12 protein-coding genes are annotated in these 14,269 nt (G+C 46.5%); 9 read left to right on the forward strand and 3 right to left on the reverse strand.

Features of this window, described 5'->3' with window-relative positions:
* Positions 1-740 precede the first annotated feature (740 nt).
* Positions 741-1,538 carry a carbon-nitrogen family hydrolase gene (locus ACFQ0C_RS37605; RefSeq protein ID WP_258216473.1) on the reverse strand — a complete coding sequence of 266 codons (798 nt, stop codon included), beginning with the start codon at positions 1,536-1,538 and terminating at the stop codon, positions 741-743.
* Positions 1,539-1,618: 80 nt separating this feature from the next.
* The gene (locus tag ACFQ0C_RS37610) at positions 1,619-2,407 is read right to left on the reverse strand and encodes a methyltransferase domain-containing protein (RefSeq protein WP_379374899.1); all 789 of its coding nucleotides are present in this window, start codon (positions 2,405-2,407) and stop codon (positions 1,619-1,621) included.
* A 254-nt stretch (positions 2,408-2,661) separates the two neighbouring features.
* Here ACFQ0C_RS37610 and ACFQ0C_RS37615 point away from each other — a divergent pair, with 254 nt between their 5' ends.
* From ACFQ0C_RS37615 to ACFQ0C_RS37655, 9 genes are all read left to right on the forward strand, one after another.
* On the forward strand, positions 2,662-3,867 hold the full coding sequence (locus tag ACFQ0C_RS37615) for a pyridoxal phosphate-dependent aminotransferase (RefSeq protein ID WP_379374901.1): 1,206 nt from the start codon (positions 2,662-2,664) through the stop codon (positions 3,865-3,867).
* Positions 3,868-4,287: 420 nt separating this feature from the next.
* Complete coding sequence (gene proB, locus ACFQ0C_RS37620) at positions 4,288-5,418, forward strand: glutamate 5-kinase (protein ID WP_258216476.1); 1,131 nt, start codon at positions 4,288-4,290, stop codon at positions 5,416-5,418.
* A 56-nt stretch (positions 5,419-5,474) separates the two neighbouring features.
* The gene (locus ACFQ0C_RS37625; protein WP_379374903.1) at positions 5,475-6,755 is read left to right on the forward strand and encodes a glutamate-5-semialdehyde dehydrogenase; all 1,281 of its coding nucleotides are present in this window, start codon (positions 5,475-5,477) and stop codon (positions 6,753-6,755) included.
* A 51-nt stretch (positions 6,756-6,806) separates the two neighbouring features.
* Positions 6,807-7,670, forward strand: a complete 864-nt coding sequence (gene proC / locus ACFQ0C_RS37630) for a pyrroline-5-carboxylate reductase (RefSeq protein WP_379374905.1) — start codon at positions 6,807-6,809, stop codon at positions 7,668-7,670.
* Between the two features lie 53 nt (positions 7,671-7,723).
* The gene (locus ACFQ0C_RS37635) at positions 7,724-9,028 is read left to right on the forward strand and encodes a 2,3-diketo-5-methylthiopentyl-1-phosphate enolase (protein WP_379374907.1); all 1,305 of its coding nucleotides are present in this window, start codon (positions 7,724-7,726) and stop codon (positions 9,026-9,028) included.
* On the forward strand, positions 9,025-9,690 hold the full coding sequence (locus tag ACFQ0C_RS37640) for a 2-hydroxy-3-keto-5-methylthiopentenyl-1-phosphate phosphatase (RefSeq protein WP_379374910.1): 666 nt from the start codon (positions 9,025-9,027) through the stop codon (positions 9,688-9,690). Before ACFQ0C_RS37635 ends, ACFQ0C_RS37640 begins: the two co-directional genes overlap by 4 nt.
* Positions 9,683-10,324, forward strand: coding sequence for a methylthioribulose 1-phosphate dehydratase (mtnB, locus tag ACFQ0C_RS37645; protein WP_379374912.1), 642 nt, complete (start codon positions 9,683-9,685; stop codon positions 10,322-10,324). The genes ACFQ0C_RS37640 and mtnB overlap by 8 nt, the downstream gene beginning before the upstream one ends.
* 192 nt (positions 10,325-10,516) lie before the next feature.
* Complete coding sequence (locus ACFQ0C_RS37650; RefSeq protein ID WP_379374914.1) at positions 10,517-11,059, forward strand: GNAT family N-acetyltransferase; 543 nt, start codon at positions 10,517-10,519, stop codon at positions 11,057-11,059.
* The gene (locus ACFQ0C_RS37655) at positions 11,059-11,604 is read left to right on the forward strand and encodes a histidine phosphatase family protein (protein WP_379374916.1); all 546 of its coding nucleotides are present in this window, start codon (positions 11,059-11,061) and stop codon (positions 11,602-11,604) included. Before ACFQ0C_RS37650 ends, ACFQ0C_RS37655 begins: the two co-directional genes overlap by 1 nt.
* 111 nt (positions 11,605-11,715) lie before the next feature.
* On the opposite strand, the gene helD is transcribed toward ACFQ0C_RS37655, so the two are convergent.
* A complete protein-coding gene (helD, locus tag ACFQ0C_RS37660) occupies positions 11,716-14,079 on the reverse strand; it encodes an RNA polymerase recycling motor HelD (RefSeq protein ID WP_379374918.1) in 2,364 nt (787 codons plus the stop codon).
* Positions 14,080-14,269 lie beyond the last annotated feature (190 nt).

Here is a 14,269-nt window from a genome sequence, read left to right on the forward strand (position 1 = left end):
CTTTTAACACCTAGATTGAGCTTTGCGAGAACACTATTGAGAAATAGGGTGTATGGATTAAAATTTGAGAGATATTGAAAGCGCTTAATTCGACAGCCTGAAATTTTCCCGTTAATCCAGCCTTAATATCGTTTAAAATCATTCTAACTGGAAAAACTCCTGCTAATATAAGTGATATGGATGATATCAGTCAAAACACTCAGAATTAGCATGAGAAATTCCAGCTATATGACTTGTAACGCTATTTTCAGAGTAATTAACCCGACATTTTCCTGTTATTTGCGCGGGGCTCGCTAGGCTGCCATGCAATGCCGAATCGAGCCCCTATACCAGAGAGTAGCACACGTTGGAAAGTAACCTCATCTCTGCAAGTAAGTTGGCCTATCCTCACAACACAACCAAGCTAGGTAACGGCTATGGAGTGAAGATGGTAGAGTCCTGTACGACGTCGGATGATAGAAATTAAAAGTGTGTCTGCCCAAATGAAGAACAACAAGGCTTTCTGCTTCGTGGCTTACCTCAAAGTAAGCTTGAAGGTCGGGTTGCTTTTTAATTGCTCACCATTTGTTGAAGAAAGCATCGAAGATCGAGATCAAAAGGCAGGCAGGCGGTCGGTAAGGTTAAACCAATGTGCCAGCTGATCATTTCATAGAGTCCTCTTAAGGAAAGTAAGGGGCTGCCCCTTGTAGCTAATGCACGCTACAAGGGGACAGCCCTTACTTTCCTTACACTTTAAAGTCTCAGTATAATGTTGGCCGCCGATCCTCGAAGATCGGAATACGGCTGCGTACTTGTCCAACCAGCTCCATATCGATCTCAGCCCGAATAATCTGTTCGGTCTCGTCGCCCTCCGCCAACACCTCACCCCACGGATCGATGACCATGGAATGTCCAAAAAATTCTGTTGTCCCGCTTATGCCTACCCGGTTGCAGGAAACAACGAACATTTGGTTCTCAATGGCCCGCGCCATTAATAAAGTCCGCCAATGATGGAGCCTTGGATTCGGCCACTCAGCCGGTACGAACAATATTTGCGCACCGCCCAGAGCCAGCTTCCTGGAAAGCTCCGGAAACCGGATGTCATAGCATATCATCATTCCTGCCGGTATATCATCCAGCTGAAGCTGCCCTAAGCTCTTGCCTTCCTTTAAATACTTTTCCTCATCCATCAGACGGAACAAATGAATTTTGGAATAGTCTGCGACCCTGTTGCCTTCCCGGTCATAAGCATAAATCGTATTGTAAATTTCGTCGCCCTTCTTCTCTGCTATCGAACCACCGATTATATTTACGCCATATTTCCTGCTGAACGCCGAAAGTAGCTCGTGTGCCTGCTGCCCTTCCGTATCAGCCAGCTCATGAATCCGGTCCAGCGCATACCCCGTATTCCACATTTCCGGAAACAAGATGACGTCAGGCTTAGGCCCCTGCTGAACGGCCTGCTCCAGCATCACTTCTAATTTTGAAAAATTCAATTTGGGCTCACCGATCGCAATATCCATCTGAAGCAATGCTACATTCCATTTTTTGTTTACCAATTAATACCACCCTCTGTACTCATTATAAAACCATATGAAAGTCAGCCTTTTCTTCATGATAGTCGAAGCTGACCGGGACTTCAATGCTTCCTTGCAATCCATACCGTCCATCGGTCTTTTTCTTCAACAGCTTCCTCGTCTATATAGCCTGTTCGCTGCTGAATAAAATCAGCCAATTCCAACAGCTCTATATCATCCAACTCATGCAAAAGAGTGCGCCCAGTCCGTTTCAACAGATCACTGCGAAAATCTGAAAATCTTGAATACATTTGCCTTGTTTCCCACAGCTTTATCTGTTCTTGCTCTACAAAGCCCGCAGCTGCAAGAGCGTCACATACAGCCGACGATGAATGCCTCCGTACGGTTTCTTTCTCTATCAGCTTCGGGAACCTTTCAAAAAAGTAGCCTCTCAAATGCTCCAGCCCGCCAGCAAGCAAACAATCTTCAGGTGTTCGATCCTGCACAAGGAGCGTCCCACCCTGATCAAGAACGCGATAGGCTTCAATAAAACAAGCTGTTAGCTGATCAGCTGTCAGATGATGAATGAGAGCCCGCTCCAAAACGACATCGAACCTGCTATCGGAAAGACCGGTATGCAGTGCGTGACCCTGAAAGAAATGAATATTCGAGAATCCCGAGCAATGTTCCATTGCCCCAGTCAGCATAGCCTGGGAGAAATCAACACCTGTAACTTCAACCGCACCGAGAGCAGCCAGCGCTTTAGTATAGATCCCGCCGCCACAGCCTATATCAGCTGCCTTTGCGCCTTTCAAATTCACCGTGCTTGCAATCTGCTCCAGCCAGCCTACATTCACTGCACGGCCAGTATAAGAATGACTGTGTTTACTATCATGAAAGTCCATAGTCATAATTATCCTTCCTTCCATTAAGAAGATAAAAACACATAAGATTGAAAAGGCTAGAACTGTTCCATTATATGAAATAAAATCCCGTATAATAAAACTAAATATAGTATATATTATCATTTTTCTATGAATATGAAAAGCAATTATCCCGATCAGCTATACAGCTTTTTCGTTTCATGTTACATTATTTTTAGTTTCTTGGAACAATAATCATAATGTGTGTAAACAACCTATTTTATCATGGAGTGTGACTATAGATGAATTCATCCTTTTCATCCCGAGCATCTGCTTTCAAGGTTCAACCTGCCGAACGTATGCAAGAGCTTCCGACACAGTTTTTTGCCACTTTGGTTCGCAAAGCGAATGAACAAATTACAGCTGGACATGATGTTATCAATTTGGGTCAAGGCAATCCAGATCAACCGACGCCTCCCCATATTGTAAAAACTTTGCAGGAAGCAGCCGAAAATCCGCTGTACCACCGATATCCTCCATTTAATGGATTTTTGTTCCTCAAACAAGCTATAGCGCAGCGCTATAAAGAGGATTACGGCGTAGACTTAAATCCCGAAACCGAGGTTGCTATATTATTTGGCGGCAAAACCGGACTTGTTGAAATTAGCCAATGTCTGCTTAATCCAGGTGATGTATGCTTAGTGCCAGATCCCGGTTACCCGGACTATTGGTCCGGAGTAGCACTATCCGGTGCCAGAATGGCGTTTATGCCACTTCGTGAATCCAACGCCTTCTTGCCTGACTACAATGCGTTATCGGCCGATGATTTGAACAAAGCGAAACTAATGTTCATTAATTACCCGAACAACCCGACAGGTGCGGCGGCTCCTGCTTCATTCTATGAAGATACGATCCGTTTTGCTGAAAAGCATGGAATCGTAGTTGCGAGCGATTTTGCATACGGTGCTCTGGGCTTTGACGGCCAAAAGCCCGTCAGCTTCCTTCAGCAGCCGGGTGCCAAAGAAGTCGGCGTTGAGTTTTATACGTTATCTAAAACCTATAATATGGCTGGCTGGCGTGTTGGCTTTGCTCTAGGCAATCCGGAAGTGGTTCGCTTGATCAACCTGATCCAGGATCATTACTATTGCAGCTTGTTCGGGGGCATTCAAGCCGCTGCTGCCACTGCGCTAACCGGACCGCAGGATTGCGTAGCCTCTTTGCTTGCAATGTACCAAGGCCGCAGAGACGCTTTATATAGCGCACTGGATCAGATTGGCTGGAAAGCCCAACGCTCACAGGGCTCCTTCTTCACTTGGCTGCCGGTTCCCAAAGGCTATACATCCGCATCGCTTGCCGATCGTTTGCTAGAGGAAGCCAAAATAGTAGTAGCTCCGGGCATCGGCTTCGGTGAGAACGGAGAAGGCTACGTCAGACTTGGCCTCCTGACACCGGAGGATAGGCTTCGTGAAGCTGTAAACCGAATTGCGAAGCTGAATTTGTTCTGCTAAATGTTAAAGTCCCGCCATTCACCCGCTAAACCATGATTTATAATTGCACATCATTAGACATTTTGAGTCATCTCCGATGCAAGCTTAAGGAGCAGGAATGATGTCTGAACCTTTACAAGACAGCCAACAAAATGCTATGCTAGAAAAAACCAAACGTAATGATGGGACTAGTAGGAGGCCCCTTCACGCGCAGAGAGTAAATTCCACCGGCTGAAAGAATTTACCGTGAAACCTTATCGAACCTGCCCCGGAACGGCCAGTGACGAGCTGGACGGCTGCCTTGCTGTTACCAAAGGCTTATAAGATGGATGATTTATCATCAATTAAGGTGGTACCGCGGAAGTTCAAGCTTTCGTCCTTATAGGACGAGGGCTTTTTGTGTTTTTCAGGATACTCGTTATAGAAAGAAGTGAACCTGCCATGCAGCAAACCATCGTTGTCAAAATCGGGAGCAGCTCCTTAACCTCGGATGAGGGTGGGCTCAACCGCGATAAGCTCGCCTTTTTTGCCTCAGAGCTTTCCAAGCTTCAGCATCAGGGCTTTCAAGTACTGCTAGTTACATCCGGCGCAGTGGCCGCCGGCTTTCGGGAAATGGGCTATGCCAGCCGACCCAAAAATGTTCATGAAAAGCAAGCCGCGGCATCCGTCGGTCAAGCGCTGCTCATGCAAGCTTATCATGCAGCTTTTGCCGCCCATCAGGTTGGGGTTGCGCAAATATTGTTGACTCGCTATGACTTCTCCAACCGCAGACGAATTCATAATGCCTCAATGACCATTGAGGAGCTGCTTAAGCACCGGATTATTCCAATAATCAATGAAAACGACACGGTAGCCGTAGATGAGCTAAAAGAGCTCAAATTCGGTGACAATGATAAACTATCTGCTTTAGTTGCCAATCTGGTCCGTGCATGGCAGCTCGTGATTCTTACCGATACGGATGGATTGTATACGGAGGATCCACGAAAAAACATCAACGCTTTGCGTATAGACCGTGTTTCAGAGATTGATGAAGAAATGTACCGCATTGCAGGAGGCTCTGGCTCCTCTGTCGGAACAGGCGGAATGCGCTCCAAAATTGAAGCAGCCCGTATTGCGATGCGAGGCGGAGTGCCGGTATTTGTAGGCCGTGTGGCTGAAGACGGCGACCTTGATTTGGCTGTTCACGGCATAGGTAAAGGAACCTACTTCGATACAAGAGAGCACAATCTTCCCATGAAAAAGCAATGGCTCGGCTTCCACTCGCTGCCTCAGGGGCAAATAACCGTGGACCAAGGTGCAGAAACAGCGCTTGTATTAGGTGGCAGAAGCTTGCTGCCAGCAGGCATCAAAGAAGTAAGTGGCGATTTCCATCCGGGAGATGTCGTAGAAGTCGTCAGCTCTGACCAGCAGATCATCGGACGCGGTGTCGTCAATTACTCCACGTGGCAGCTGCAGGCAGTAGCCGGTTTAAGCACCGAAGAAGTTCAGAAGCGCATTGAAGTCCAGCGAATGGAAGTTATTCATCGTGATGAATGGATCACACTCACCGCAGGCAAACAAATAAACGAATAGCAGCAGCTTAGCTAATGACCATAATATTAATCCCATTTTCTAAGGAGGAATCGGTAATGGAATCTACTCAAACTCAATCAAAAACTATCGCCAGTGAGGTTGTTAAAAAATCTACTTTAGCCAAGCTCGCAGCTCCACGCCTTAGCTTGCTTTCAACGGATCAAAAGAATAAGGCGCTGCTCCTGATGGCCGACGCCCTTATTGCCGAAGCGCCTTCAATAATAGAGGCAAACGCTGAGGATTTGCAGCGCGGCAAAGAAAACGGAACCAGCCAGTCGCTGCTGGACCGGCTCGCTTTAAACCAGCAAAGGATTGAAGCAATGGCTGAAGGCCTGCGTCAAGTCGTTGAGCTGGCTGATCCGATTGGTGACCTATTAGAGGAGGTAACCCGCCCTAACGGTCTTCACATCCGCAAGCTGCGTGTGCCAATCGGTGTAATTGGCATTATTTATGAAGCACGTCCGAACGTGACCGTAGACGCTGCAGGGCTTTGCTTGAAAACCGGCAACGCAGTCGTTCTGCGTGGCGGTTCTTCAGCCCTCTCGTCTAACAAACGTGTTGTTGAGGTGCTGCACGAGGCTCTTTCCCGATCCGATGTCCCAGCTGAAGCCATCCAAATCATATTGGATCCTAACCGATCTTCTGTCGACGAAATGCTGAAGCTTAACGGGCTGCTGGATGTACTGATTCCACGAGGCGGGCATTCATTAATCCAAAATGTTGTAAAAAATGCTACAGTACCTGTCATTGAAACAGGCGCCGGGATTTGTCATACTTATATGGACGAATCGGCTGATTATGCTATGGCTTTGAACATTGCTATTAATGCCAAGGTGCAAAGACCTTCCGTCTGCAACTCTATGGAGACATTGCTAATTCATCAGAGCTTTGCGCAAGAGCATCTTGCTTCCATCGCAGACCAATTTACCGCTCTTAATGTTGAGCTTCGCGGCTGCTCCAAGGCTCGTGAACTCGCACCTGTCATTAAACCTGCGGCTGACGAGGATTGGGATACCGAGTACAACGACTATATCCTCAATATTCGGATCGTAAATGAGCTTGATGAAGCTTTGGAGCATATACGCCTTCATAGCACCTTGCACTCGGAGTGCATTGTAACCGAAAACGCAGATCATGCTGTACGTTTCCTGCAGGAGGTAGATGCAGCTGCTGTATATCATAATGCCTCCACTCGTTTCACGGATGGCTTCGAGTTCGGTTTCGGTGCAGAAATCGGTATCAGCACTCAGAAGCTTCACGCCAGAGGTCCTATGGGACTGCCTGCACTAACTTCGACTAAATATATGATCAAAGGCAATGGGCAAATTCGCGGATAGGCTCTGCCTACCATTATTCATGAAATGATATTCCAAAGGAGACACATGGTTATGTCCTTAACATTATCCAACGCAGCTATTACTTTTGTCGGCGCCGGTTCAATGGCGGAAGCTATCGTTCGCGGCTTGACCTCGCAGCAGGACGGCAACCCTTCAAGAATTACCATGCTAAATCGTCAGGATGTTTCCCGATTGCAGTCATTGCAGCAGCGTTATGGCGTCAGCTATGCTGTTGAGCCGTTAGAGAAAGATCAGGCTATTACAGCTGCCGACGTAGTTATCGTTGCTTTTAAGCCGAAGGATGCCGTAGAGGGTTTAAAAGCCTTAAGTCCATTGTTGCAGCGCTCGCAGCTGCTTGTCTCCGTTATTGCCGGACTGTCTACATCGACAATCGAGGATATAATCGGAGCACCAGGCCAACCAATTGCACGCACTATGCCTAATACCTCAAGCTCTATCGGCTTTGGCGCTACAGGCATTTCCTTTACAGCCTCCGTTACAGCGGACCAGCAAAAGCTGGCAACTGACATGTTCTCATCGACAGGCATCGTCTCCGTTGTTGAAGAAGCTTCGCTGGACATTGTTACAGGAGTCTCAGGCAGCGGACCGGCCTACATCTATTATATGATGGAGGCTATGATTGAGGGCGGCATACGTGGCGGCTTAACGCCGGAAGCCGCAAAGCAGCTTACGGTGCAAACCGTGCTCGGTGCAGCCAGAATGGTTGAGTTGACAGGCGAGGACCCTGCGGACTTGCGTCGCAAGGTAACCTCACCGAACGGTACCACTCAAGCAGCTCTGGAGACACTTGACCGCCATGATTTCTCTTCAGGCGTAACTAAAGCCGTTCTGCGCTCTGCAGAACGTGCAGGCGAGCTTGGCCAAGCCATCAGCGCGCAAGCGGCAAACCGCTAGTTAGTCAAACTGTAATTGTTCAAAATATTGATAAAGAGCAGGTGAACATGGAGATGAATCCATACTGTGTAGCGACTTATCGCTGCTATGACGAAAAAGCCGATTTTGCAAAAAAAGCGCTCAGCATAGCTGTTGGACTAACGGTAGGAAGCTGGACTGATTTGCCGGAAGCAAAAAAAGCCGAGATGGAAAAACATCTCGGTAAAGTAGTACGCGTTGATGTACATGAGCCGGAAGGTACAGGTGGAACTATCTCTGAGCGTTACGCCGATATTCAAATCGCCTATCCTGATGCTAATTTCAGCAGGGACATTCCCGCCCTTCTCGTCACCGTTTTCGGCAAGCTGTCGATGGACGGCAGGATCAAGCTGATCGACCTTTCCTTTTCACAAGATTTCATTTCCGCATTCCCGGGACCCAAATTCGGTGTGCAGGGCGTCCGCAATCTGCTAGGCGTTCATGACCGCCCTCTTCTTATGAGCATTTTCAAATCGGTTATCGGGCATGATATTTCCGCGCTTCGCGAGCAATTCTACCTGCAAGCCGCAGGCGGTGTTGATTTAATCAAGGATGATGAAATTCTTTTTGAGAACCCTTTGACCCCTATCGAAAAGCGGGTTGAAGCCTGCATAGAGGCTGCCGCTCAGTCCAAGCGAGAAACCGGTCAAGAGCTGCTGTACGCTGTGAACTTGACAGGATCAACCTTCGGCCTGATCGACCAAGCCCGCAAAGCGATTGCTCACGGGGCCAACGCATTGCTGTTTAACGTGCTGGCCTACGGCTTCGATGCGTTAAGCGAGCTTAGCCGCCACCCGGACATCAAGGTGCCTATTATGGCTCATCCAGCGCTTGCAGGGGCCTTCTATCCTTCTACATATCACGGTATTTCCGCAAACGTGCTGCTTGGCAAGCTGATGCGGTTAGCAGGAGCCGACCTTGTGTTATTCCCTTCCCCATACGGCTCCGTTGTAATGCCGCGTGAGGAAAATATGGCTATCAAGGAAGTGCTGCTTACAGAGCAAACAAGCCGTTATATATATACCGGATCAGGACATTCTGCCGGCAACGAAGGAATTGTAACCAATGATATTGCTTTGCCATTAAAAACAAGCTTCCCCGTCCCTTCCGCAGGCATACATCCTGGGCTGGTACCGCTGATCCTCAAGGACTTTGGAGACCAAGTCATCGTTAATGCCGGAGGAGGCGTGCATGGCCATCCTATGGGGGCAATTGCAGGTGGTCAAGCTTTCCGACAAGCTATTGATGCTTGCCAAGCGGGAATACCGCTTCAACAATATGCCGATGCTCAGCATCCCGAGCTTCAAGCTGCTGTTAAACTGTGGGGAATTAAGGAATGAAGCGTACTCAGGTCATCTTCTGTGATTTTGACGGAACCATCACCGTTAATGATAACATTGTCGCAATCATGAAGCATTTTCAACCTGCAGGCTGGGATGTACTTGTCGAGCAGGTGATTTCCAAAACCATTTCGATACGGGAAGGTGTAGGCCGGATGTTCGCTCTTCTGCCAACCTCCCGCAAACAAGAAGTCATTAATTACTCTATTAACAACGTAAAGATTCGGGATGGCTTTAGCGAGCTGCTCGAATATTGCAAGCAACAAAACATTACGTTTCTTGTAACTAGCGGCGGAATTGATTTCTTTGTTTACCCCGTACTGTCTGCTTTTCCAATTGTAAAAGAGAATATTTATTGCAACGCAAGCGATTTTAGCGGAAGTCATATTGAAATTGTATGGCCGCATGTTTGCGACGATCAATGCCATAATAATTGCGGCATGTGCAAAACGACCATCATCCGCGGATACCCGAGCGATAAGTATGAACGGATTTTAATCGGCGATAGCGTAACTGATTTTGAAGGAGCCAAGCTGGCAGATACCGTATTCGCCCGCTCCCATTTAATTGATCTGTGCAAAGATCTGGGTTTGAATTATTATCCTTTTGAAAATTTTCACGAAGTTATTGAACGGCTAAAGGAGATGAACGAGCATGAGTGAAACACTTCGCCTGGAGGAGAAACAGCAGGCTTTTTCCGAGCTAAGAGACATTAAAACAACACTTGCCGCAAGAGGATGGTTTCCTGCAACAAGCGGCAATCTATCGATTAGAGTAGGCGACTTCACACCGGAACAGTTTACTTTTGCTATAACCGCAAGCGGCAAGGATAAATCCGTCAACACCCCCTCCGACTTTTTGTTAGTCAATGAGCAGGGAAAGCCCACTGACAATACCGGATTGAAGCCGTCCGCCGAGACATTAATTCATTGCGAAATTTATCGGGCTACAGGCTGCGGTGCTATTTTTCATGTACACACTGTTTTTAACAATCTGGTGTCGGAGCTGTTCTGGGAACGCAAATCGATTCCTGTTGATGGCGTTGAACTGATCAAGGGCTTCAATATTTGGGATGAGGAAGCTCAGATTGAAATCCCTATTCTCCCTAACTATACAGATATCCCACGTATCGCTGAATTGGTCGAGAAAGCGATTGTACCGCGTATTCCCGGAATCATGCTGCGCAAGCATGGAATTTACGCTTGGGGTGCCAATGCATTTGAAGCGAAACGCCATTTGGAAGCCTTTGAATTTTTGTTCGAATATGTGTACCGGCTTGAGCTTTTGAAAAAGTAACGCTGTTACGCAGAATATATAGTTTCTCTGAAATCCCCTTTTGATTATGTTCAACAGCTCAAGCTGTCGTCTTTAATCAAGCATGGGGATTTTTTACGCTGCAAAAAAAATTTAATACGGTATAGCTCGCTTCCTTCCCTTGTGCTATTATGGTAGAAATTTACTTGCAGCAGAAATGAGGGATCGTACCGTATGCACAGCCAAGTATATATAATTAAACCGTCTATTGATTACCAAGATGCTTACATTTCCTTCTACCAGGACTGGATCAACAGCGGAGAAAACATAGTGCCTTGGGTTGTTGGCAAAGACCCCACTGATTTTCCAGCTATGCTTCAATTTCTATCGGAAGAGGCTAAGGAAGAACTGCTCCCTGAGGGCTGGGTGCCCGCATCTACCTACTGGTTAATGGATACAGCCAATAAAGTTGTTGGAGCCGTCAACATTCGCCATCGCTTAAACGAGAAGTTATTAAACAGCGGCGGGCATATCGGATATGGCATTTGCCCATCAGAGCGACGCAAAGGATACGCTACCCTCCTGCTATCTCTGGCTTTGCAGCAAACAGCTGAATTGGGCTTGCAAAAGGTACTCGTTGTTTGTGATAAAGGAAATATCGGTTCCGAGAGGACCATTCTGAAAAATGGCGGTGTATTTGAGTCCGAGTTTATTGAAGAAAATGGAAATTGCATCCGAAGATTTTGGATTGATGTTAAAGAAAGGATTCGTCCCTAATGAAAATCGGTTTAGTAAGACATTTTAGAGTATTAAAGCAATTGCCGGAAAAAAGATGGATCTCTCCTGAAGAGCTGACGCGATGGTTTGATGAATACGATACATCCGACATAGAAATTGGACAAACGGATTTGTCCGGAGTGGAGTGGAAACGGTGTTATTCCAGTGATTTACCGAGAGCAGCAGCAACGGCCCAAACGATTTTTAATGGTGAAATTATATTTATGAAGGATTTAAGGGAGATACAATATCCCCTGTTCAGTAAAATGATTAACCAGCCCTTACCTTTTATGCTATGGGCCATTTTAATTAGAACCGCATGGATTATCAACCATAGATGCTTAACCGAAAATAAACCGGATGTTCGTAGCCGTATAAACACCGCTCTGGATCATATTCTAAAGCCGGAGTTTGAAGAGGATGTCCTTATTGTCAGTCACGGAGCTCTGATGATGAATATGAGGAAGGAACTGATCCGTAGAGGCTTCAGTGGGCCTAAATTCAGTACTCCGGAAAATGGAAAGCTTTATTTATTTGAAATGTAGTGACAGCTGCTGAATCATAATTCTATGCACTCATGCCTATCCTGTGCGGATGGGGCACAAGCATGAGTGCATATTCCATATTAAGTTATTCCATATGCTTAACCTCAATTTCTATGAAACCGGAAACGGCTCAAATTGATAAGTTTGCGGATTTTGAGTAAGGATAAACGGACTTAACTCCCCTACAGCATAAACATGAAGAAGGTGCATCGCACGTGTGCAGGCGGTGTAGAACAGCTTACGTTCATTTTCACGGCTATATTGCTCCTTAGAGGCGTCATATATAATAACCGCGTCAAATTCCACCCCTTTAGCCAAATAAGCTGGAATGACCAGAGTCCCCTTCTCGAAAGTTGGAGTGAACTGTGTTACCAAATTCAGCTCGAGTTTCTCGCTTAACTCAACATATAGCTCTTGGCTCTGGGCAGCCGTTTTACATATGACAGCAATCGATTCGTAACCATTCTTCTGAAGGGCTTCTATATCAGAGGCGACTTTAGCATTCAAGCGTGCGCAATCAAGCACTGACGTAACCAACGGACGCTCTCCACTTCTGTTGAAGGGTTCAATTGAATCTCCTCCAGCTACCATCCCCCTGGTAAACTCTACGATTTGCTGTGTGGAGCGATAGCTTCGATTCAATCGGATAAGCTCCGTTTGCTCTGGACCATACAATGCCGTTAGCGGCTCTATATCAGCCAGCGCTGACGAATGCGCATAAATCGCCTGGTTCAAATCACCTAACGCAGTCATTCTTGAGCGCGGAAACAGCCGCTTTAAAAATTCAAGCTGGAATGGTGAATAATCCTGAGCTTCATCGACGATGACATGCCTTACGGAAGTGTTGGTTTGAAAGCCTAACATCAACTCCTGCAAGTACAAATACGGGGTTGAATCCTCATAGGCAAGCTTCGACTTCTCAAGCAGCGCTATGGTCTCACGGCAAATATCCTGCCAATAATCAGGTAGGGCGTCTGTCCCGACTACACGCTCTAATAGTTGATCATTAGTAAACAGCTGTAAATACAGCTTACGTACATCAACAAAGCTGAGCCGTTTGGTCCGTTTGCGAAGCGGCTTCAGCTCTTCGTTGACAATAGACCTGGCCAGCAATTCTTTCTCTTTATCGAAATCATCGAACGTATCCTCCTTACCCTTACGGGCTTGACGCATCCTCTTATAGGACCGAAGATAATCCTCAGGCTCAAGCAGCTCCATCCTGTCCTCAACCCAGCCCTCCTTCCATTCCTGCTCCTCAAACGCGGCAATTTCTTTTAACAGCCATTCCTTGAGCAGAACAACCCGGTTTGGCAAACGTATAGCTGGATCGTACGAGTAAAACTTTTCTGCAATAGCTTTCTGAGACGCAATTATACGACCACGGAATCTTACTGGTTTAAAGATCATGCCTTCCTTCTCCAGTAACTCCTTATAGCCCCCTAGTGCCGCCAAATACTCAGTGGAAGCCTTATATCGAATCGCGCTCATTCTCGCCAGGTAAGTACGATCCAATGCAGCAGTTAATACATACTCCATTTGATTGAACGGGCTCTCCACTTGAAAGTGGGCACCGAGCCGTTTCTCCAAATATTCCTGAAACGTTGATTGCTGCATGTTCTCTTCACCAAGTTCGGGAAGAACGGTGGAAACATAACTATTGAACATCGGATTAGGTGAAAATAGAACCATTTGATCCGCTTGCAAATTTTCCCTGTGTTTATATAAGAGATAGGCTACCCTCTGTAATGCTGCCGACGTTTTCCCGCTGCCTGCTGCCCCCTGAACCACTAACATACGGCTTCGGTCATTGCGAATAATTTGATTTTGCTCCTTCTGAATAGTGGCGACTATACTTCTCATTTGGGCATCAGAGCTTCGGCTAAGCACCTGCTGCAGCAGCTCATCGCCAATAGTTACACCTGTATCAAACATTAGCCGGATGCTGCGGTCGCGAATTATAAATTGCCTTTTTAACGACATGATTCCTTTGATCTCACCAACGGGTGTTTCAAATGCCGCTGACCCTGGACCATAATCGTAGTAAAGGCTTGATATGGGAGCACGCCAATCATAAACTAGATACGTTTGTTCATCCTCATCCAAATAGGAGGCGATTCCCAAATAAATACGTTCTTCCAGTTCCTGGCCATCTTCTTTAAAATCTATTCGCCCAAAATAAGGAGACTTAATCAAGCGCTGAAGCTTCCCGAGTACAGCTGCAGCATGGCGGTAGCTGCGTTCGCGCTCCGATAATACCTCTGCCTGCTGCCTCATGCTTGAATAGGTCTCTGCCCTATCCTCATGAGTGCTAACATTGATGCTAACATCGTCCCAGAAATGCTTGCGGATATTTACAACTTCGGTTCTTACATTACCTGCTTCTTGCTCCAATACTTCCATACGCCTAGCCATTTTATTAGTTACCTCGTTCACACGTTCTTGTTCTAAACGCCATTCGAGTTCGGTTACATTCATATAATCGCCTCTCTTTCAATGGGATGTGAATCGAAAACAGCAAAATTAAAAACCAATTTGACAACCTGATCGCAATGTGTTATTGTTATTGTAGGAAAAAACTTGATTTTATTTTTTTAAAATATTTTTAAACGACAATGCCTATTTTAACACCCCAAACTTCCGAAATCAACAGGAAGTTATTTTTGTT

Source organism: Paenibacillus sp. GCM10027630 (assembly GCF_042676305.1).
In the GTDB taxonomy this organism is placed as follows: domain Bacteria; phylum Bacillota; class Bacilli; order Paenibacillales; family NBRC-103111; genus Paenibacillus_S.

What these genes read in the sequence shown, in the direction of transcription:
- ACFQ0C_RS37610 (WP_379374899.1), bottom strand. Translation starts at nt 2,407, where the DNA reads ATGACTATGGACTTTCATGATAGTAAACACAGTCATTCTTATACTGGC.
- ACFQ0C_RS37615 (WP_379374901.1), top strand. Translation starts at nt 2,662, where the DNA reads ATGAATTCATCCTTTTCATCCCGAGCATCTGCTTTCAAGGTTCAACCT.
- proB (WP_258216476.1), top strand. Translation starts at nt 4,288, where the DNA reads ATGCAGCAAACCATCGTTGTCAAAATCGGGAGCAGCTCCTTAACCTCG.
- ACFQ0C_RS37625 (WP_379374903.1), top strand. Translation starts at nt 5,475, where the DNA reads ATGGAATCTACTCAAACTCAATCAAAAACTATCGCCAGTGAGGTTGTT.
- proC (WP_379374905.1), top strand. Translation starts at nt 6,807, where the DNA reads ATGTCCTTAACATTATCCAACGCAGCTATTACTTTTGTCGGCGCCGGT.
- ACFQ0C_RS37635 (WP_379374907.1), top strand. Translation starts at nt 7,724, where the DNA reads ATGAATCCATACTGTGTAGCGACTTATCGCTGCTATGACGAAAAAGCC.
- ACFQ0C_RS37640 (WP_379374910.1), top strand. Translation starts at nt 9,025, where the DNA reads ATGAAGCGTACTCAGGTCATCTTCTGTGATTTTGACGGAACCATCACC.
- mtnB (WP_379374912.1), top strand. Translation starts at nt 9,683, where the DNA reads ATGAGTGAAACACTTCGCCTGGAGGAGAAACAGCAGGCTTTTTCCGAG.
- ACFQ0C_RS37650 (WP_379374914.1), top strand. Translation starts at nt 10,517, where the DNA reads ATGCACAGCCAAGTATATATAATTAAACCGTCTATTGATTACCAAGAT.
- ACFQ0C_RS37655 (WP_379374916.1), top strand. Translation starts at nt 11,059, where the DNA reads ATGAAAATCGGTTTAGTAAGACATTTTAGAGTATTAAAGCAATTGCCG.
- helD (WP_379374918.1), bottom strand. Translation starts at nt 14,079, where the DNA reads ATGAATGTAACCGAACTCGAATGGCGTTTAGAACAAGAACGTGTGAAC.